Source organism: Flavobacterium sp. N1736 (assembly GCF_025947065.1).
Lineage (GTDB): Bacteria > Bacteroidota > Bacteroidia > Flavobacteriales > Flavobacteriaceae > Flavobacterium.
The window spans coordinates 315,472-335,780 of the sequence record NZ_CP109994.1 but is presented as its reverse complement, the minus strand read 5'-3'; the positions used below and the strand labels follow the sequence as shown (position 1 = coordinate 335,780).

24 protein-coding genes and 1 pseudogene are annotated in these 20,309 nt (G+C 30.9%); 19 read left to right on the top strand and 6 right to left on the bottom strand.

What is annotated here, in order from left to right; genetic code table 11:
• The first annotated feature begins 175 nt into the window (after positions 1-175).
• From OLM54_RS01425 to purU, 5 genes and pseudogenes are all read left to right on the top strand, one after another.
• Positions 176-742 carry a hypothetical protein gene (locus OLM54_RS01425; protein WP_264536834.1) on the top strand — a complete coding sequence of 189 codons (567 nt, stop codon included), beginning with the start codon at positions 176-178 and terminating at the stop codon, positions 740-742.
• A gap of 107 nt (positions 743-849) precedes the next feature.
• The gene (locus OLM54_RS01420; RefSeq protein ID WP_264536833.1) at positions 850-1,269 is read left to right on the top strand and encodes a cytochrome c oxidase assembly factor 1 family protein; all 420 of its coding nucleotides are present in this window, start codon (positions 850-852) and stop codon (positions 1,267-1,269) included.
• Between the two features lie 127 nt (positions 1,270-1,396).
• Positions 1,397-1,834, top strand: coding sequence for a hypothetical protein (locus OLM54_RS01415; protein ID WP_264536832.1), 438 nt, complete (start codon positions 1,397-1,399; stop codon positions 1,832-1,834).
• 191 nt (positions 1,835-2,025) lie between these two features.
• Positions 2,026-2,745, top strand: a complete 720-nt coding sequence (locus OLM54_RS01410) for a DUF4197 domain-containing protein (RefSeq protein ID WP_264536831.1) — start codon at positions 2,026-2,028, stop codon at positions 2,743-2,745.
• Between the two features lie 108 nt (positions 2,746-2,853).
• Positions 2,854-3,707: pseudogene (purU, locus tag OLM54_RS01405) on the top strand (formyltetrahydrofolate deformylase).
• A gap of 151 nt (positions 3,708-3,858) precedes the next feature.
• Here purU and OLM54_RS01400 read toward each other — a convergent pair.
• From OLM54_RS01400 to pyrF, 3 genes are all read right to left on the bottom strand, one after another.
• Positions 3,859-5,352 (bottom strand): catalase, encoded by a 1,494-nt coding sequence (locus OLM54_RS01400; RefSeq protein ID WP_264536830.1) that lies wholly within the window; start codon positions 5,350-5,352, stop codon positions 3,859-3,861.
• A 395-nt stretch (positions 5,353-5,747) separates the two neighbouring features.
• Complete coding sequence (locus OLM54_RS01395) at positions 5,748-6,548, bottom strand: ABC transporter substrate-binding protein (protein ID WP_264536829.1); 801 nt, start codon at positions 6,546-6,548, stop codon at positions 5,748-5,750.
• A gap of 186 nt (positions 6,549-6,734) precedes the next feature.
• On the bottom strand, positions 6,735-7,562 hold the full coding sequence (gene pyrF / locus OLM54_RS01390; RefSeq protein WP_264536828.1) for an orotidine-5'-phosphate decarboxylase: 828 nt from the start codon (positions 7,560-7,562) through the stop codon (positions 6,735-6,737).
• Positions 7,563-7,715: 153 nt separating this feature from the next.
• On the opposite strand from pyrF, the gene OLM54_RS01385 reads away from it, so the two are divergent.
• The 11 genes from OLM54_RS01385 (at position 7,716) to OLM54_RS01335 (ending at position 14,206) form a co-directional block, all read left to right on the top strand.
• Positions 7,716-8,189: a Dps family protein gene (locus tag OLM54_RS01385; RefSeq protein ID WP_264536827.1), complete on the top strand. Its 474-nt coding sequence runs from the start codon at positions 7,716-7,718 to the stop codon at positions 8,187-8,189.
• Positions 8,190-8,294: 105 nt separating this feature from the next.
• Positions 8,295-8,480 carry a CsbD family protein gene (locus tag OLM54_RS01380; RefSeq protein ID WP_042566323.1) on the top strand — a complete coding sequence of 62 codons (186 nt, stop codon included), beginning with the start codon at positions 8,295-8,297 and terminating at the stop codon, positions 8,478-8,480.
• A gap of 160 nt (positions 8,481-8,640) precedes the next feature.
• Positions 8,641-9,192, top strand: a complete 552-nt coding sequence (locus tag OLM54_RS01375; RefSeq protein ID WP_264536826.1) for a helix-turn-helix domain-containing protein — start codon at positions 8,641-8,643, stop codon at positions 9,190-9,192.
• A gap of 29 nt (positions 9,193-9,221) precedes the next feature.
• Positions 9,222-9,671 carry a response regulator gene (locus OLM54_RS01370; RefSeq protein ID WP_042566325.1) on the top strand — a complete coding sequence of 150 codons (450 nt, stop codon included), beginning with the start codon at positions 9,222-9,224 and terminating at the stop codon, positions 9,669-9,671.
• A gap of 9 nt (positions 9,672-9,680) precedes the next feature.
• The gene (locus OLM54_RS01365; RefSeq protein ID WP_264536825.1) at positions 9,681-11,465 is read left to right on the top strand and encodes a CHASE3 domain-containing protein; all 1,785 of its coding nucleotides are present in this window, start codon (positions 9,681-9,683) and stop codon (positions 11,463-11,465) included.
• 134 nt (positions 11,466-11,599) lie between these two features.
• Positions 11,600-12,166, top strand: coding sequence for a DUF4142 domain-containing protein (locus tag OLM54_RS01360; protein WP_264536824.1), 567 nt, complete (start codon positions 11,600-11,602; stop codon positions 12,164-12,166).
• A 39-nt stretch (positions 12,167-12,205) separates the two neighbouring features.
• The gene (locus OLM54_RS01355; RefSeq protein WP_264536823.1) at positions 12,206-12,853 is read left to right on the top strand and encodes a porin family protein; all 648 of its coding nucleotides are present in this window, start codon (positions 12,206-12,208) and stop codon (positions 12,851-12,853) included.
• A 42-nt stretch (positions 12,854-12,895) separates the two neighbouring features.
• Complete coding sequence (locus OLM54_RS01350; protein WP_117590293.1) at positions 12,896-13,048, top strand: lmo0937 family membrane protein; 153 nt, start codon at positions 12,896-12,898, stop codon at positions 13,046-13,048.
• Between the two features lie 49 nt (positions 13,049-13,097).
• Complete coding sequence (locus OLM54_RS01345; protein ID WP_264536822.1) at positions 13,098-13,382, top strand: YtxH domain-containing protein; 285 nt, start codon at positions 13,098-13,100, stop codon at positions 13,380-13,382.
• A 35-nt stretch (positions 13,383-13,417) separates the two neighbouring features.
• Positions 13,418-13,807 (top strand): phage holin family protein, encoded by a 390-nt coding sequence (locus tag OLM54_RS01340; protein ID WP_264536821.1) that lies wholly within the window; start codon positions 13,418-13,420, stop codon positions 13,805-13,807.
• A gap of 6 nt (positions 13,808-13,813) precedes the next feature.
• Positions 13,814-14,206: a hypothetical protein gene (locus tag OLM54_RS01335; RefSeq protein WP_264536820.1), complete on the top strand. Its 393-nt coding sequence runs from the start codon at positions 13,814-13,816 to the stop codon at positions 14,204-14,206.
• Positions 14,207-14,674: 468 nt separating this feature from the next.
• Here the strand turns inward: OLM54_RS01335 and prfA are convergent, their stop codons facing one another.
• Positions 14,675-15,751, bottom strand: coding sequence for a peptide chain release factor 1 (gene prfA, locus OLM54_RS01330; RefSeq protein ID WP_026981929.1), 1,077 nt, complete (start codon positions 15,749-15,751; stop codon positions 14,675-14,677).
• A 392-nt stretch (positions 15,752-16,143) separates the two neighbouring features.
• On the opposite strand from prfA, the gene OLM54_RS01325 reads away from it, so the two are divergent.
• Positions 16,144-17,634, top strand: a complete 1,491-nt coding sequence (locus OLM54_RS01325) for a P-loop ATPase, Sll1717 family (RefSeq protein ID WP_264536819.1) — start codon at positions 16,144-16,146, stop codon at positions 17,632-17,634.
• An 82-nt stretch (positions 17,635-17,716) separates the two neighbouring features.
• The gene (locus tag OLM54_RS01320) at positions 17,717-17,974 is read left to right on the top strand and encodes a hypothetical protein (protein WP_264536818.1); all 258 of its coding nucleotides are present in this window, start codon (positions 17,717-17,719) and stop codon (positions 17,972-17,974) included.
• Between the two features lie 789 nt (positions 17,975-18,763).
• On the opposite strand, the gene OLM54_RS01315 is transcribed toward OLM54_RS01320, so the two are convergent.
• Positions 18,764-18,961: a hypothetical protein gene (locus tag OLM54_RS01315; protein WP_264536817.1), complete on the bottom strand. Its 198-nt coding sequence runs from the start codon at positions 18,959-18,961 to the stop codon at positions 18,764-18,766.
• Complete coding sequence (locus OLM54_RS01310) at positions 18,945-19,109, bottom strand: hypothetical protein (protein ID WP_264536816.1); 165 nt, start codon at positions 19,107-19,109, stop codon at positions 18,945-18,947. The genes OLM54_RS01315 and OLM54_RS01310 overlap by 17 nt, the downstream gene beginning before the upstream one ends.
• Before the next feature lie 351 nt (positions 19,110-19,460).
• Between OLM54_RS01310 and OLM54_RS01305 the strand changes: the two genes are divergently transcribed.
• A complete protein-coding gene (locus OLM54_RS01305) occupies positions 19,461-19,952 on the top strand; it encodes a hypothetical protein (protein WP_264536815.1) in 492 nt (163 codons plus the stop codon).
• Positions 19,953-20,309: the final 357 nt, after the last annotated feature.

Sequence of the window (20,309 nt, the reverse complement as noted above, 5' to 3'; positions counted from 1 at the left end):
GGTGAAACGAGTCATTTTTTTTTCTTACTAACTCAACTAATAGAAGCCAAAACATACCTTAATGTACCAGTTTTAAAACTTATCATGGCATTGCTTCAAACAAATTATGAGAATCTTTGAGTTTTGGTTAAAAAACAACTCCGAAACTCTAAAAAAACAAAAAATTAATACTGTTATGAAAAAATTCGATTTAGAGGCGTTCAGAGAGCACAAAGAAGATAACAATACGTATTGTAAATATATTTCAATAAATCCTGATGGTAATACAGTAGAGACGTATATTAAGGAGAATAAAGATTCTTATCAGGAAACCGTTACCTATTTAAATAGTCCGATAAAAAAAAGGTACATGTATGATAAGAAAACATTAAAAATAACAAAAGAAATAAAAAGCTTTTACGATTGCATCATTGGTTTTCGAAAAGAATATAATGAAAATGGAGAACTCGTAAAAGTGATCGATAATGATAAACCCTTTTCATTTAGCTGGCAGGATTTAGTAGAAAAAATGAAAAAAGAATTTGATATAGATTTAATGGATCTTAAAAATCAAATGCATAAAAACAATAATATATCATCAGTTTCCAGAAATTCACAGGAAATGAAATATTTTGTTGTAATTCCAAATAATTTTATTCCTCACACATGTCCCGAGGAAAAATTTGAAATAGACGCAACAACCGGAAAACTTCTCCATCATATTGGAAATAAAAAAAGAATAGAACAAAAAAATATCTTTTAGTAATCTCCCCTGTTTTTTATATAAAAATATATTTCCATTTAGAATTTTAATTTAGAAAAGAGTATCTTTCTTCTCTTTAAACTCAAATTTAAAATTACTTTTTAATTATGGAAGACGATTACACAGAAGTTAGAAAAAACTGGTGGGAAAGAAACTGGAAATGGTTTGTTCCCACAGGATGTTTAAGTCTTTTGGTTCTTTTTGGCTTGTTTATAGCAGGGATTTTCTTTGGAGTAACTTCGATAATGAAAGATTCCGATGCTTATAAAGGAGCAATGACAGCTGTACAGCATAATAAGGTAGTTATCGAAAAATTAGGAAACCCGATCGAATCAGACGGAATGGTTTCGGGCAGTATAAATGTAAGCAATGATACAGGAAACTGCGATATTCAAATTCCGATAAAAGGATCTAAAGGAACCGGAACTTTATTTGTCGTTGCTACTAAAAGAGGAAGTTGGAAATACGACGAATTGTCTGTTTATATTAAAGCAACCAAAGAAGAAATTGATTTGCTGAAAAAATAAATAACACATGAAATTACTTTTTTTATCTTGTTTATTCTTTTTTTTGAGTTTGAATCTATTTGCGCAAAATGTCAACTATCAGATTTATACCAATCGAATAATTCAATTTTCGAAACCTTGTAAAATTTTGTATAATAATATTGATACAGAAGGAAACGGTTCGATAGAATTTACAAATTCAAAAAAACAGATCCTTAGGTTTCGTGTCAACAAACGCCAACTTCAAATTTTACATGGGGGTATTGCTTTTCAATTGTTTTATTACGAAAATGACTTTTTACAGAAAATAGCAACATTTGATGCAAACGGAAATTTATCCGGCGAAAGAGAGTCTCAAAATGAGGCTGTTGTAAAATTTACTATAGAAAAAAAAGCAGAATATCTCAGGAAAAAGAAATTAATAGATGCCGCCGAAGGCAATATTGACCTGCAAGATGACAGTGCCGAAAAAATAATAAGTATCCAATTATTTGATGCCAATAATATCCCGATTTCAATATTAAAATCCAATTATATAGCAAGCAAAACATATTGGAATTATTCAGTGAGAATGTATTGGCCGTGAAGAAAAAGATTCTAAGTTACTAAGATTCTGAGTTTTTTAAGTATAGAATGACTTAGAATCTTAGTAACTCAAAACATTAAAAAAAACCTCCATGTTAATTATGACACAAAATGTTTCTGCTACTGAAATAAAATTGTGGCTTTGTTTTTGAATAAGTAGTATTTTTGAAACTTATATAAACCCCCAAACTAATGAAAAAGATTTTATTAATAACGATTATTACATTTTCTCTGGCTTCTTGTGCTCAGGTACAACAAACTTTAAATCAATTGCCTCAATTGGCATCACAACTGCCAACAGGAAGCGTTGATATTGCTTCCGGACTAAAAGAAGCTCTAAATAAAGGTATTACTCAACAAGTGAGTAAATTGACCGCAGTGGATGGTTTTTATAAAAATGAGGCTGTAAAAATTTTAATGCCTGCCGAATTACAAAAAGTAGATGCTACCTTACGAAAAGTAGGTCTTAGCTCATTGGCAGATGAAGGTGTAAAAATGTTAAACCGTGCTGCTGAAGATGCAGTTAAAGAGGCAACACCAATATTTGTTTCGGCTGTAAAAAATATGTCGTTTACAGATGCTAAAAATATTTTACTTGGCAATGACAGTGCAGCAACATCTTATTTACAAGGCAGCACAACAACTGCTTTATACGGAAAGTTCAATCCGGTAATTAAAAGTTCGTTCGAGAAAGTTGGTGCTGATGTCGTTTGGACAAAAATTATCAATAAATACAATACAATTCCACTGGTAAAAAAAGTGAATCCTGATTTAACAGATTATACAACAACTCAGGCTTTGGCCGGTGTTTTTAAAATGATTGCTGTTGAAGAAAAAGATATCCGTAATAATATTAGCGCAAGAACAACGCCTTTATTAAAAAGCGTGTTTGCTATGCAGGACGGCAAATAATTTTTTACGTTTAACTGTTTAATCGTTTTAGTGTTTAATCGAAATTAACGACAATACATTCAAACGATTAAACAATTAGACAATTAACCGATTAACCAACAAACCAAAATGCAAAAAATTACGATTCTGATTCATTGCAAAGACCAAAAAGGTATTATTGCTGCAGTGACTACTTTTATTGCAAAAGTAGAAGGAAATATTACCTATATCGACCAGCATGTTGATGTAGAGCAAAATGTATTTTTTATGCGATTAGAATGTGAATTGACCAATCACCACATTACTATTGAAGGCCTGAAAGAAGATTTTGACCAAACTATTGCTGCTGATTTTAATATGTCCTGGGATTTATACAATCAGGAACAAAAACCAAAAATGGCTTTGTTTGTTTCAAAATATGATCATTGCCTTTTTGATATTTTAGGGCGTTACAGCGCAGGAGAACTAAATGTTGAAATTCCTGTAATCATAAGTAATCATAATGATTTGCGATCGATTGCAGAACGTTTTGATATTCCGTTTCATTGTGTGCCTTTTACAAAAGATAATAAAGAAGAAGGCGAAGCCAAACAAATTGAATTGTTAAAAAGATACCAAATCAATTTTATTGTCCTGGCGCGTTATATGCAAATTATTACGCCAAATTTGATTGCTCTTTACGAGAATAAAATCATTAATATTCACCATTCATTTTTACCCGCGTTTCGGGAGCAAAACCTTATCATTCTGCTTTTAAACGCGGAGTAAAAATTATTGGTGCAACCAGTCATTATGTTACGGCAGAATTAGACGAAGGTCCAATTATCGAACAGGATATTGCGAGGGTTTCTCACATACATTCTGTTGACGATTTTATCATGAAAGGACGTGATTTGGAACGTATTGTTTTGGCAAGAGCCATAAAACTTCATGCAGAACGTAAAACGATGGTTTATAGTAATAAGACAGTTGTTTTTTCTTAGGTTCAAAGTTACAAAGGCTCGAAGGTTCAAAGGTTTTATCTTTGATTTTAAATAGAAAACCCGACAGATTTTAAAAATCTGTCGGGTTTGTTTATTTTAAGGAAAAACCTTTGAGACTTTGAAACTCTGAGCCTTTGAAACTCAAAAAAACCTATCTCACTTCGATTAATAATCTTGGATCAGAAAAATTATTTACTTCGTCCATTGTTAAACCTAACGCATTTGCTACTCCTGTTCCGTATGCCGGATCAGCTTTATAACAGTTTCTGATATGGCGAACCTGAATAAATTTCTTTGCTCCTCCTACCTGTGCTGCTGTATTTTTAAACAATAATTGTTTTTTCTCCTCTGTTAACAAACGGAATAACAAACCTGGCTGTGTAAAATAATCATTATCATCTTCTCTAAAATTATGCGCGTACGCATCGCCGTGCAAAGCTAATGGCGGTTCTTTAAATTCTGGCTGTTCCTGCCATTCGCCAAAACTATTAGGTTCGTAATGTATACGGCTTCCGTTATTTCCATCTACACGCATTGCTCCGTCTCTGTGAAAAGTGTTATATGGGCATCTTGATGCGTTTACCGGAATTTGATAATTGTTTACGCCTAAACGATAACGATGTGCATCTCCGTATGAAAACAAACGTGCCTGAAGCATTTTATCCGGAGAAAAACTAATTCCCGGAACAATATGAGCCGGATTAAAAGCGGCTTGTTCTACCTCTGCAAAATAATTTTCAGGATTTTTATTTAGTTCGAATTCTCCAACCGGAATAAGTGGAAAATCTCCTTTTAACCAAACTTTTGTCAAGTCAAAAGGATGAAAACGATAGGTTGAAGCCTGTTCTTCGGTCATGATTTGAACGAACATTTTCCATTTCGGGAAATTTCCTTCTTCAATAGCATTATACAAATCTCTCTGGTGGCTTTCTCTGTCACCGCCTACTAATAAACCTGCTTCTTCATCTGATAAATTTTCAATGCCTTGTTGCGAAACAAAATGGAATTTCACATAATGTCTTTCGTTTTGAGCATTTAAAAAACTAAACGTATGACTTCCAAATCCATGCATCTGGCGGTACGTTTTCGGAATTCCTCTGTCGCTCATTACAATTGTAATCTGATGCAAAGCTTCCGGCAATAAAGTCCAAAAATCCCAATTGTTATCAGCGCTTCTTAAATTGGTTCTTGGATCACGTTTTACAGCATGATTTAAATCCGGAAATTTCATCGGATCACGAAAAAAGAAAACCGGAGTATTATTTCCTACCAAATCCCAATTTCCTTCATTGGTATAAAACTTCATTGCAAAACCACGAATGTCTCTTTCGGCATCTGCAGCGCCTCTTTCACCGGCAACTGTCGAAAAACGAACAAACATATCGGTCTTCTTTCCTATTTCCGAAAACAAGTCGGCTCTGGTGTATTTTGTGATGTCGTGAGTTACAGTAAAAGTTCCATAAGCTCCAGATCCTTTTGCATGCATTCGGCGTTCCGGAATTACCTCACGATCAAAATGAGCCATCTTTTCTAAAAACCAAAAATCCTGTAATAAAACAGGCCCACGTGGACCAGCTGTTTGAATGTTTTGATTGTCTGGGACAGGAGTTCCTGTAGCAGTTGTTAATTTTTTGTTTAATTCCATCTTGCTGATATTTAATGTTTTACCAAATATACAAACTAATCTCTACGATATTCATAAACAAAATTGATTGTTATTATATTTTAATAACCAAATACTATTTAACGCAATAGAATCCTCAAAACGAAGTATTAAAAAATCTTAACTTATGTCCAACAAAGTAATAACAAAACCTTAACAGCAAAAGATTCATATATGTTGGATCTTTGTAATGTAATAAACTGGTTATTTATTATTTTGGTTTTGGTTAGTTAAATGATGCCGGCGTCTTCGAGATGCCGGCATTCTTTATTTATACTAATTTGTTTCAGGTTTTCTTTGTTTCAGGTTGTTTTACTTTGAACATAGTTTTTTACCGCAAAGTTCGCTAAGAAACCTGAAACAAAGAAAACCTGAAACTAATTCTTCAATCTTTCGTGTAGTATTTTAAAGTATGGAAAAGCCTTTAATAATCGGCTGCCATGCCAGGAGAACATTTCACCATCGACAAAGATAGTTTTGGCGTGATGCGTAAAACGTCCAATTTCAAAAGCATCTTCTTCTTTAAAAGGATATGGTTCTGAGGATAGAAAAACCAAATCCGGATCGCCTTCTATACGCATTTTTTTGAGTTCAATTTCAGGATAACGACCTTTATCTTCATAAATATTATCAAAATGATTGAGTTTTAATAACTCATTTATATACGTATCATTTCCTGCAACCATATATGGATTTTTCCAAATAAAATAAGCGGCTTTTTTAACGGATATATCCTGAATATATTTTTTGAAATCGCTTAAAGCAAAAGTCAGTTTGTCATTCCATTTTTGAGCTTCGGTTCTGCAATTAAAAAGTTGACCAAAGTCTGAAATCATTTTGAAATTATCTTCGATAGTAACTATATTGGTTACCCAAACCGGACAAATTGTACTTAATTGTTCGACAATTTCGGGTGTGTTTTCTTCTTTATTACAAATAATAATATCTGGCTGTAATAGTTTTATTTTCTCAAAATGAATCTTCTTAGTTCCTCCAACAATTTTTTTGGTTGATTTAAAATGATAAGGATGCACACAAAACTTAGTAATTCCGATGATTTTTTCTTCTAAACCTAAATCATACAATAATTCAGTTTGAGAAGGAACAAGCGAAATTATACGTTTTGGATTCGTCTCAAATGAATGTAAAGTACCGAGCTGATCAATTAGTTGTTTCATTATTTAAGTTTGATTTTTTTGTTTCAGGTTTTCTTTGTTTCAGGTTTCAAGTTATTGGACAATAAAGTTTCTAATGCAAATTTTGGAAAAATAGCAGACTTCAGGCTTTGCAAAAAACTTTGCAACCTTTGTTTAAACTTATGTTCAAAGTAAGCAACATGAAACAAAGAAAACTTGAAACTTTTTCTAAACCTGAAACTTTAAATCAAGAATTGTTTCCATTTCTTTTTGAACTGATAAGGCTTCTTCTCTTGCCTTTTCTGCGAAATCTGTTCCTTTAGAAGCGTATATAATTGCTCTTGCTGAATTTACCAATAAACCAACTTTATCGTTCATTCCGTATTTGCAAACTTCAGATAAACTTCCGCCCTGAGCGCCAATTCCGGGAACTAATAAAAAACTGTCCGGAACAATTTTTCTGATTTCTGTAAAGTATTCTGCTTTTGTAGCGCCCACAACGTACATTAAATTATGACTGTTTTTCCAGGTTTTAGAGGTTTCTAAAACTTGTTTGTATAATTCTTTTCCGTTTGTATTTAAAGTCTGGAAATCGAAAGCGCCTTCGTTTGAAGTCAAGGCTAACAATATAGTATGTTTATTTTTGAAAGCCAGAAAAGGCTCTACTGAATCTTTCCCCATATAAGGTGCAACGGTTACACTATCAAAATTTAAATCTTCTAAAAAAGCTTTTGCATACATACTCGAAGTGTTTCCAATATCTCCTCGTTTTGCATCGGCAATGGTAAATATTTCGGGAAAATTTTCGTTGATGTAATTGATCGTCTTTTGCAGTGAAATCCATCCTTTTATTCCATAAGCTTCAAAAAAAGCAGTATTTGGTTTATAACCTACTGTTAAATCGTGTGTCGCATCGATTATGGCTTTATTGAATTCGAAAATAGGATCTTCGGTTTCTAATAAATGTGGCGGAATTTTAGTTAAATCAGGATCAAGACCAACGCATAAAAATGATTTTTTTTGAAGAATTTGTTCGTGTAGTTGTTGTGTTGTCATATTGTATTTTGCTAGTGGCGCAAAATTACAAATAATATTATTGGTTTACGAATTAGAAATCAACATTGAATTCATGTAACATCTTCAAAAAATTATGTAAATAATAAACTTGTCTACTTTTCTAATTTTGAACTGAACCTAAATAAAAGGATTATGAGCCCAAATATTGGAATTACACCAAAAAATTTAAAGAAGAGTACAAGTATATTAGCCACGATTTTATCTAACGAAATGACCTTATATGTAAAAACAAGAAAATTTCACTGGAATATTTCAGGAAATAGTTTCATGGAATTACATAAATTATTTGAGGATCAATACCGCGTTTTAGAAAACAATATTGATGAGGTTGCAGAACGCATTAGTCAGCTTGGAGAAAAAACAATTGGTACGATGAAGGAATTTATCGAAAATTCGACTTTAAAAGAATCTCCAAAAGAATATGCTTCTCAAAAAAACATGCTGGAAGAACTTTTAGAGAATCACGAGCAATTGGTTACTGAATTTAGAGATTATATTCCGGTGTTTGAAAACGATAATCATGATATTGGATCTGCTGATTTTATTACAGGTTTATTACAGCAACACGAAAAAATGGCATGGATTTTACGCCGTTATCAGGTATAAAAAGGGCAAATGTGAATTATACAACAATCCAAAAAATAGATATAACAGTGTTTGGAGGATTAATTTGCAATTTTACAATACTATAAATTACTAAATAAAACTATCATGAATACTACAGAGATAAAAGGGAATTGGAATGAGTTAAAAGGGAAATTAAAACAAAAATATGCTGATCTTACAGATGATGATTTGATGTATGCTGAAGGTAAAGAAGATGAAATGTACGGAAAGCTTCAGCAAAAATTAGGTAAAACTAAAGAAGAGTTTCATCAAATGTTATCGGATTTGTAATCCTTTTTGACCCAATCAAAATACCGTCTAAATTATTATACTTAGACGGTATTTTTTTGATTAGGCAAACGACCCATTTTTGATTAACAATTTTTATTAAATACACAAACCTGACTGAAACAACAAAAAATTTAATTATCTTTAACCCTATTTAAATCCTATGAAACTATTTATAAAGTTTGACATCAACACAATTTGTTCTCTTTTTTTAAAACAAAAATTAGAAGAACAAAACATGAATTTTACCACATTAGGTTTTGGCGAAATTGAACTAGATGAAAATCTGAGTGTTGAAGCGCTTGAAGCTTTAAAAAATAATTTAGGCCCATTTGGTTTTGAAGTTGTTGAAAACCAAAAAAGCGTTTTGGTTCAAAAAATTAAAGACGCCATTATTGAACTGGTTTATATGGATGATAATAATAATTTTAAAAGTTCTGTATTTTTAGCAGAGAAATTAAATCATAGTTATGGTTATTTATCGAATGTTTTTTCGGAAGTAACGTATTCTTCTATTGAAAATTTCATCATTTTGCAAAAAATAGAAAGAGCCAAACAATTGATGCTAGTCAATGAAATGAGTTTAACCGAAATTGCTTTTTTACTTAATTATTCGAGTGTTGCTCATTTAAGTACCCAGTTTAAAAACACTACCGGAATAACTCCTTCGGCTTTTCAAAGAATTATTAAAAAAAGAAGAGAGAATTTAAAATAAAAATATAAAACCAAAAACCCACTAATTCGATGCAAAAAAACGCATTACACATTTTACTCGCTGATGACGATGAAGATGATCGACTTTTTTTTAAAGATGCCTTTGAAGAAGTAAGAGTTCAAACAAAAGTTACGTTTGTTCACGATGGTCTTCAATTAATGGAACATTTAATGCAACCGGATGTAAAATTGCCTGATATTTTATTTCTGGATTTGAACATGCCTAAAAAAACAGGAAAAGAATGTTTGATCGAAATTAAAAAAACCGAACATCTTAAAAATATAATTATTGCGATTTACTCTACTTCATCTTCAGAAGAAGATATTGAAGACACTTTTATTGAAGGTGCCAATATTTATATTAAAAAGCCAAGTGATTTTAACACTTTAAAGAAAATTATTAATGAAGTTGTGACATTAAACTGGCACTATCACACATCTGGTTTAAACCGGGACAATTTCTTGTTGCGCCTAAAATAGTAATGCTTAATGAAATGGATACCCAAGTTTAATTCTTCAAACTCATTGAGAGTTATTTTTGTAATCGCAGTTTTCATTCTGTTATTTCTTTCTTCAATTGCTTACAAACACAACCAGGATTTAAACGAATCCAGTAAATTGGTAATGCATACGTATGAAATAAACATTCAATTAGAGCGATTAATGTCAGCGATAAAGGATGCAGAAACAGGTCAGCGTGGCTATATAATAACACGCAACGGCCGTTTTTTAACTCCTTATATTTATTCGCGAGACAAGGTAAACACTTCATTTATTACGTTAAAAAAGCTTACAGCTGATAATCCAAAGCAACAAAAAAATCTTAAAAAATTATTTAAGCTTATTACGCAGCGTTTTACTTCATTCGAAAACTGCTTTAAATACAGCAATCCGCAAACATATGATAAAAGAAAACTTGACAATCATATGTTTGGCGGACGAATTTTAATGGATAATATTCGTTTTCAGGTTGATGAAATGAATGATATCGAAAAAAAATACCTGCAAAAAAGACTAAAAATATATGCTCAGGAAATTTCTTTAAGTCCTGTTTTCTCCATTTCATTATTTTTAGCAGCCCTAACTTTTATTATTCTTGCTTACAGACAAATCAGCAAAGACATTAAACGTTTAAAAATATTCAATAAACAACTTTTGATTTCTTCGCGATTAATGTCAGAATCTGAAGTTATTGGTAAATTTAGTACCTGGCAATGGGATTTAGATGTCAATAAAATCGATTATTCTGAAAATCAGTATCGATTATTAGGTCTTAAACCAAATGCTTTTGTTCCTGAAAAAGATACTTTTTTAAATTTTGTGCATCCGGATGATAAGGAAGCCGTTTCTAAATCTATGGATGGTATTGTCAACAATAAACAATTGCCTTTTATTTATTATAAGATTTTGCTTCCTGATAATGAAATCAGGTATTTTAAATCGACAGGAAAATTATTGAGAGATCAGCAGGGAAGCCAGATTTTGCTCGGAATTAATTTTGATATTACAGATGAGCATTTATTGAACATCGAACTTCAGGAACGTAATAAAGAACTTGAAAAAAGTAATAAGGAACTTGCTTCTTTTAATCATGTTGCAAGTCATGATTTGCAGGAACCGCTTCGGAAAATTCAAACTTTTATCTCAAGGGTTTCAGATGCCGATAAAGCTGTTTTATCAGACAGTGCCAAAGATTATATCACCAAGATTGAAGTATCAGCAAAAAGAATGCGTGTTTTAATAGACGATTTACTTTTATTTTCGAGAACAAATACTACGAAAAAAGAATTCATAAAATCAAATTTGAATGAATTATTCGAAAATGCTAAATCTGAATTAACAGAAATCATTGACGAGAAAAAAGCAATTATTACAACTTCAAAATTACCAAAGCTTAATGTTATTCCTTATCAAATAGAACAGCTTTTTATTAATCTGATTGGAAATTCTTTAAAGTATAACCAACCAAATTTAAATCCTGAAATTACGATTGAAACTGAAAAAGTTCTGTCGACTGATTATCCTGATTTATTAGAACAAAATATTAAGAAGTTTTATAAGATTACTTTTTCAGATAACGGAATGGGATTTGATCCTCAATTTAAAGAAACCATTTTTGTTTTATTTCAGCGTCTTCATTCTAAAACAGATTATCCCGGAACCGGAATTGGTCTTGCAATTTGTAAGAAGATTGTAGAGAACCATAAAGGTCATATTACTGCAGACAGCATCTTAGGAAAAGGTTCTGTATTTACAGTGTTTCTACCCGAGTAAACCCTCTAAAAAACTACATAAAAAACGTTATATAAATCCATTATGGGAATTATATAACGTTTCTTTTTTATGCTGTAAAGCAAAACGCTTCATTCGTTAGCATCTTTGTAATGTAATACTTTAACAAGTAATTAATGAAAGCAGTGCCCATGTTGAGAGCAACATTTTTAAGAATATTTTTTTTATTTCTGATCATTTGTACCACGTCGTGCAAGAAAAATAATCCGATAGAAAATACCTTAAAAAATGAAACTTTTAATACGAATGACAAAGAACAAATGGAAGCTTATTTTTTTATTGCGACGGCAAATTTAAGTAAGGTCATTATTTCGAAAAGTCAAATTGCTCAGCAAAAAGCTTCACAAAGTATTATTAAGCAATTAAGCAGGAAAATAGAAAATCACCAAAGTAATTTGTTACAGGATGTAGCAAAGATAGCCAATAAAAGGCTGGTGATTGTTACAGAGATAAATAACTCCAATAAACTGGAATTATACAAATTAATTGATGCCAGTGACGTCAGTTTTGATAAAGCTTATATGGATTCTTTGTTGGAATCATTAAACGAACAAATCGAAGCACTGGAATCTGTTTCTAAGAAAACAAATGACAAAGTGATTTTAAAATTAGTATTGCATTATTTGCCGGAACTGTATCAGCTTTTAAGAGAAACTGAACAAATTAAACAACAAATTAATTAAATGCCTGTAGAGCAATTATTAACCTAAATTATCACAATTATGAAAATGCAATCAAATTTATTATGCGCCTTGGTCCTTTTTATGACAGCTTCTTTTGGAATGTTACACGCACAGGACGAAAATGTTACCACAGAGTTTGGTATTAAAGGAGGATTTAACATGTCAAATTTCTTATCAGACGAGAATGAAGCAACTGACAAAAATATGCTGTATGGTTTTAATGCCGGTGTTTATGCCACATTACCAATCTCAGATTTTGTTGCTATTCAGCCAGAGATTTTGTTTACAACAAAAGGTTCAGAGTTAGAATATGACAATGCTTTTGCAACAGGAAATGCAAAATTCAAATTAAATTATATCGAAGTTCCTTTATTAGTACGAGTTAATATTACTAAAAACTTTAATGTTCAGGCTGGTGGTTATGCATCATATCTGGTAAGTTCTAAAGTAACAGGAAGTGGAGATTTTGATTTTAACGAAGATGTTGATACAGATGACTTAAACAAATTCGATGCTGGTATTGCAGCCGGTATTGGAGTAGATTTTAGCCCGATAAGTGTTGGATTACGTTACAATTATGGTCTTACAACGATTGGTAAAGAAAGAACTGTTGCCGGAACTACATATACGTTTCCAGATGCAAAAAACAGCAACTTTAGTTTATACTTATCATACAAATTAAATTAAAAATAAATCAATTAATTATTAACCATTAAATAAATAAAAACCATGTCAAATTTATTATATACAATCGCAGTGATTCTGGTTATTCTTTGGGCTCTTGGGTTCTTTGTATACAGCGCCGGAAGTATTATTCACATATTATTAGTAATTGCTGTTATCGCAATTCTATTCAGACTTATTAAAGGTCGAGAAATTTAAAAATCAAACAATTATAACAATTTTATATTAATCATTTAAATCAAATATTATGAAAACTAGTAGCACAATTTTAGGAATTTTAGGAGCCGCAGCGGCGGGAGCATTTTTAGGAGTTTTATTCGCACCGGATAAAGGTTCAAATACAAGAAAAAAAATATCAGATAAATCAAAAGATTACGGAGATAACCTAAAAGGTAAATTTGACGGAATTGTAAGCACAATTACTTCAAGCGGTAAAGATATTATCGACGAAGGAAAAGCAAAATTCAATTCTGTAAAAGAAGACTTCAACAATGCTAAAGATGAAGTAAAAGCTGTAAAAACGAACTACTAAAAAGTGACATTTTTAAAACATAAAATACCTTTATCATGGAAACAAATGCAACAACAAGAGACGACGAAAACATTTTTGAAAAAGCTGAAAATTATACCCGAACAAGTATTGAATTAGTCAAACTTAAAACGGTATCTGCATCAGCAGATGTTCTTTCAACATTAACATCGAAAATTGCCGTTGGCGCTGTTGTTGCATTTTTTACTTTGTTTCTTAATATCGGGCTAAGTTTATGGATTGGAAAACAGCTTGGAGAGTATTCTTACGGCTTTTTTATACTGGCGTTATTTTATTTGATTGTTGCCGTTGTATTACACAAATTTCAGCATTCGCTAATAAAAACGCCAATTGGAAATATGATTATTTCCAGCATTTTAAAAGAAACTAAAACTGATTCAAACGAAACTGACAAAGCTTTAAATTAAACTGTTATGGGAACCATTAAAGAAAACATTTTTACTGTTGACAGATTAGAACAAATGATTCTTGAAACAAAGGCGCAACAAAAACAGGACTGGATTGCAATTAAAGATGAAGTTGCAGAAATTAAGCACAATCTAAAACCGCTAAATCTAATTAGAAATACGGTTGAAGAAATTAATGAAACAGTTGGATTTAAAGGCCATTTGGCACAATCAGCAATCAGTATTGGAATTGGGTATCTTGCAAAGAGATTAGTAGTAGGAAAATCTGATTCGACGTTTAAAAACATCTTCGGATCAGTATTACAATTAATTATAACCAATTTAGTTTCAAAACCTCATGAATCTTCTCATGATGAAACAGAAGAAGAATCATCACCATACGAACCATCTAGAGAGTAATTGTTTAAACTAAAAATATAAGTATTATGGAAAAGCTAAGCGAAATAGTATTAAAAAATGGTGTATACGTTTACTCGAATCTATATAAATGTTTTGAATTTACGAGAGTATTTCTAGGTATCTAACTCGCATTATACGTTTTATAAACAAACGGTTAATCAGTTAATATCCTACACTATATTTTTAAGGTTCAGAGATACAAAGTACAAAGGTACAAAGTTGCCAAAAGCTGAGTTATTAGATTTTGACCTTACAAAAAAGAGACTGTTTCAAATATGAAACAGTCTCTTTTTTCTTTTAAGATACTAAGTGACTAAGCTGCTAAGTTTGATCTTTATCTACAAAAAAACAGTCTGTTTTACATTGTATAACAGACTGTTTTTTAATATATAGAAATCCTTTGTGACTCTAAACTTCGTTCCGTAAAAAACTTAACAACTCAGTAAATCAGAACCTTAGCAACTTTAATTAAAATACTTCCGAAGCTTCTTTCAATTTCTCCATATTGTTTACCAACTGTAATTCGGCAACAATTTTTTGAATATCACCATTCATGATATTTCCTAAATCGTAAAGAGTTAAACCAACTCTGTGATCAGTTACACGACCCTGAGCGTAGTTGTAAGTACGAATCTTAGCCGAACGGTCACCAGAACTAACCTGAGAAGTACGTTTTGTAGCATCTTCTGCCTCTTTCTTAGCCAATTCCTGTTCGTATAAACGAGAACGTAAAACGTTCAAAGCTTTATCTTTATTTTTATGCTGTGATTTCTGATCCTGACATTGCGCCACCAATCCCGTAGGAATGTGCGTTAAACGTACAGCAGATTTCGTAGTATTTACAGATTGTCCTCCAGGTCCAGATGAACAGAAGAAATCAACACGAACATCGTTCATATCAATTTGAACATCAAATTCTTCCGCTTCCGGTAAAACCATAACTGTTGCTGCAGATGTATGCACACGACCTTGCGTTTCAGTCTGAGGAACACGTTGTACACGGTGAACACCAGCTTCAAACTTTAAAGTTCCGTAAACATCTTCGCCCGAAACTTCAAAAATAACCTCTTTAAAACCTCCCGAAGTTCCTTCGTTCATATCAACAACCGAAGTTCTCCAGCCTTGATTTTCACAATATTTAGTATACATTCTAAATAAATCTCCGGCAAAAATACTTGCTTCATCCCCACCTGTTCCGGCACGAATCTCGACCATTACGTTTTTAGCATCTTCAGGATCTTTAGGGATCAACATAAATTTGATTTCTTCCTCAAGTTCCGGCAATCTTTCTTTTGCTTCATCTAGTTGCATTTTGGCCATTTCGGTCATATCTGCATCACTTCCATCAGCAATAATTTCGTTTGCCTCATCTATATTAGCCATCAAAAGCACATATTCATCACGCTTTTCAGCCAATGCTTTCAGGTTTTTGTACTCTTGATTCAATTGCACATAACGCTTTTGATCAGAAATAACATCCGGCTGGATAATCAAATCTGAAATCTCGTCAAAACGCTGTTTTACTATTTGAAGTCTATCTAACATTTTCTAATTCCTTTTATTGGAGTGCAAATTTACGAAATTTTTGTTGAAAATTCTATCATAAAGCTTTTGAGTTTTTTAAGGGTGTTTTTTAGAGGAATTATGATGGTTTTTTGAAGCTATTTCCTGCTCCCGAAGCATCGGGACGTTACAATCTTTTGTTCAGTTAAAGCTTCACAAAAGGATTTTCACTTCTATCAGACATAGAAATCATTTTTATTAGATATTTACGGTTTTCCGTAAGCTTATTGAAATAAAAGGAATTATGTTTGGTAAAATTTTGTTAGATAATAATTTATATTTATGAGCTAAAACAAATATATAAATGATAATTAAAATAAAATTTTATAATAATAAAATTTTATAATTTTAAAGCAATAAAAAACATGGAAGACATGACAGACATAAAAGATTGGTTACCAGAATTTGAAGTTTCTGCTGAAACTGATACAGAGCTGCAAGAGTATTTTTTATTGACTCCAGAGTTAGATAAAATAATTAATAGCAAATATTGGTTGCTTCTTGGAAGAAAAGGGACAGGAAAAACTGCCATTTATAAATATCTCGAAAAATCAATTCCTCAAAATGTAAATAACAATATAGTAGTATCTTTAAATTTCAAAGATTATCCTTGGCCTGCTCATAAATTATATAAAGAATCAATAGCTGGTGAATTAAGTGCATATCAAAAAAGTTGGCGTTTTTTATTTTTCGTGAAATTAATATCTCGTTTGATTGAAATTAAAGAAATTAACTCCGAAAGTCTTTCAAAAGAATTAAAATGGGCTAAAAAATATATCGCAAAAGTTTTCGGAAATCCTGATCCAAGCATTATGGAAGTATTATTTTCAAAACTTGCTAGAATACAAAAACTTGCAGGACCTGGCTTAGAATTTGACGAAACAAGCTTTAATGTTGGCGAAGTTTCATTTGATGATGTTGCAGAAAATAAAGAATTACAAAATACATTGAGATCAAATGCTTTTACACTGTTATCTTATTTTGAAACAATATTTAAAAACAATGTAGGTGATAAAAAATTCTTAATAATTCTTGATCAACTAGATGAGAATTGGTTAAGTGGTGAAATAGATGAATACAGTAAAGTTCTTATTAATCTAATCAATGTTTGTAGAAATATTGCTATTGATGATACATTGAAAAAAAATCTTAAAGTAATTCCATTTCTAAGAACAGACATTTATGAAACATTGAGATTTAACGACAAAAATAAGTTATATCAAGATAGTGCGATTGTTATTGCATGGGATAACGACTCATTAGATACTATGTTTTTAGAAAGAGTAAAAAAATATAAACCTAATGATGTTGAACTTGACCTAAGCAAAAAGTGTGACTCTTTGTTTGAAGCTTCATTTGTTAGACAAGGAACACCTCCATTTAAATATATAACAAGGCGTTCATTCTTTAGACCCAGAGATGTTATTATTTATTTTAACAATATTAGGAAGAAACACATACAAAATAAAACTGGTCTTTACACAACTACGGAATTATATGATGCTGCATATGATGCTTCAATAAGTGTATATAATGAAATAATAGATGAATGGTCCAATCAGTTTCCAGAAATTGAAAATTTATTCTCTGTTTTACAATTAATTCAAGTTGAAACTTTTACTTATTCCGAATTTGAGAATAAATATAAATTAGAATTTCCTAATTCGACTGAAGGGGACTTACGTAAACATATTAATTTTCTATTTGATAATTCTATAATTGGACAGAAAAAACAAGGCCGTTGGGAATATCAATCTAGTATACCAAATTTAAAAATGAATATCGAAAGACCTTTTCGAACACATCAATCTTTAAAATATCGTTTACAACTTACTGAAAGTAGGCCAGGTCAAAATGATGATTAATAAAAAAATATATAAACTGACTGAAACATAATCTAAATGATTTCAAATAGATAAAACTAAAGTACCTTCAAAAGATCAAAAAATGGAAAATCTAAGACATTACTATATTGATGAAGTTAACGTTATAATTGACGGTGGCTTATCAGAGGTTGTTACTGTAACAGGTTCTGGAATGTACGAACCAAATCAAGTAAAAAGATATGCAGAAAATATGTTAAGAGAGTTTAATCCTAATTCAAAAATAACATCTATTATCCTAAACCATAAGAATGTTACATTAGAAGAATATCAAATTATAATGGGTAAGAGTCCGTCTTGGCTAGGGAATATTGACAATTAAAATTTAAGTTCTCGACAATTAATTAAGTTAAAATTTTAAACAAATATATCATGCAAAAATTAATTACAGTAACTACTTCGCTCTACGAAGTATTGCTTCCAAAGCGCTACGCAAATGTCTCTGACTTTGCGTAATTTATTATATTCTTAAAACTATAAATCTGATAAAAGTCTCTGACTTTTTACGAATTTTGTAATAGAATAGTTATCTATAACAAGGTAGTTATCTTAAAAAAGACATCGATACAAATTAGGTAAAAGTCAGAGACTTTTAAGAGGTTTTTAATTTTAAACAAATCATAAAAATGGAGCAAAGTCAGAGACATTTGCGCAGCAGAAGCACAGATTGCAAATCTGCACTATTTAATTATTGTAAATTTAGTTTCTGCATTATTATATAAGTTAAAAAAGCTCCTAAAAGTAAACCAATTATATCATTAAAATCAAACGTTCCTATGTAAGAAACAAAAACTGATAAAACTTCCAAACCACTCAAGATTAAAAATTGAAATAAAATATCTTTAAAATCTGAAAAGATAAACTTTCTTCGAAGTAAGTACGTTAGAAAATATGTAAAAGGAATAATAACAATATTATTTCCAATATCTGCAATTCCAAAATCTAAGATTTCATTTTTGTAAATGTATGGTCTATAATATGTATTTATAAAAAAAACGTATAAAAAACAAATTGTAGTAATTATCCAAAGGAGATGTATAGTTTTATTGGTCATATAATTTTTTATTTATGCAATCCTTACAAAATAAATTATAAGGATTGCAATTTTTTATTAATGACCTAATGCTGTAAGCATAAATTGCTCATCGGTACTGTATCTCATCGATCCAATCATAGCACCAATACCGTACCATATCCAATTTGACAATTCACTACCGCCATTTGTGTTATTTAATTCCACTTCGGTCAAATAAATTAGTTCACAATTTTCTATATTAATTTTGCTGTTTTCTTTATCTATTACTTGCATTGTAACCTTCTTTAAATGAGTTATACGAATCAGTTATATTATTAACGGTTTCTGCGGCGAACCAAATTACAGGCCACCAAATACCTCCGTTAATTTCTTGCAGTTCTTGAGAGTTAAGCTCAATTAAATCTAAATTTTCTAAATCCATAATTTTGATTTTAAAAAGTTAATTAATAATTTTTAACAAAGTAATGTCTCGAGATTTTTTTGTTGGGTCAAACTTAGCATAGTTCCGTCTAATAAAATTGGACGGAAGTCAAAACAACTGCCTTATCTTAATAAAAATTACATTTTAATAGCGCGCATTTAATTGATTTTTATCATAAAATCAGGTATTTATACTCTTTGATATGTTTAAATTAAATATCATGTTTGTTATAATATTAAGATTATCGCCTCTACATAAAATATAAAAATCGCTCGTAGTATCTAATCTTTGTGTGCAGGATATAAATCAGTACTATAGTTGTTTCAAATGTCATTATTAAATATAAATTATATGGGGAAATTTATAAAAGAACAATTTGTTTCATTTCTATTTGGCTTAGCTTCAACTGCAATTGGAGTACTTATAGCATTATTGATTAATTCAAAAGTCGAACAATCAAATGATCATAAAGCTTTCCTTGGATTAATGAAGGCTTTAAAAGTAGAGATTACTGCAAATAACGTAATTCTTGAAGACAGTTTTTTACCTAATTATAATGATAGAATTGTGTATCGGAAATTTAATTTTGAATTGAGTAGTAATTTACTATCTAACAAAAATTTTCTTGCTGAAGCGCCAAAAGGAGTTATTGATAATCTAATGAATTATACTCTTGAATTAAAAAGATCAAACGAGTTTTGTTTAGCAAATACTAATTATTTATATAACCCTAAATTAAATAAAAAATGGGGAAATAGTTTAAGAGAATCTTGGGGGAAAAATTTACATAATTGCAAAATTGCAATTTCTAATTTAAAGATATTACTTAAAAATTATAAATAAAAAGGTTGCTAGCCACAGAAAAACTTACATTCCATCAGCCTGCAAATGAATCTTATGCAAGTCATCAAATAACTCCATTTCTTCCCCTCCTGCTGGCGCGAGCGTCTCGCTCGTGAACGTAAGCCATATCTATAATAAAATATGAAATAATGTACTGACACGAGCGGGGCGCTCGCGCTAGCGTAAAGCCAGTTCGTGAACATAATCCATAAAAAAATCTACAAAGACAAACACAACGTAAAACAATGAAATATAAACAGTTAAACCTATAATCATTTTTCAAATTACTTGCACATGATATTTTAATTTGTAATTTAGTTGAACCGAAAATATCTGGTTTAATACTCAGAAACAAAA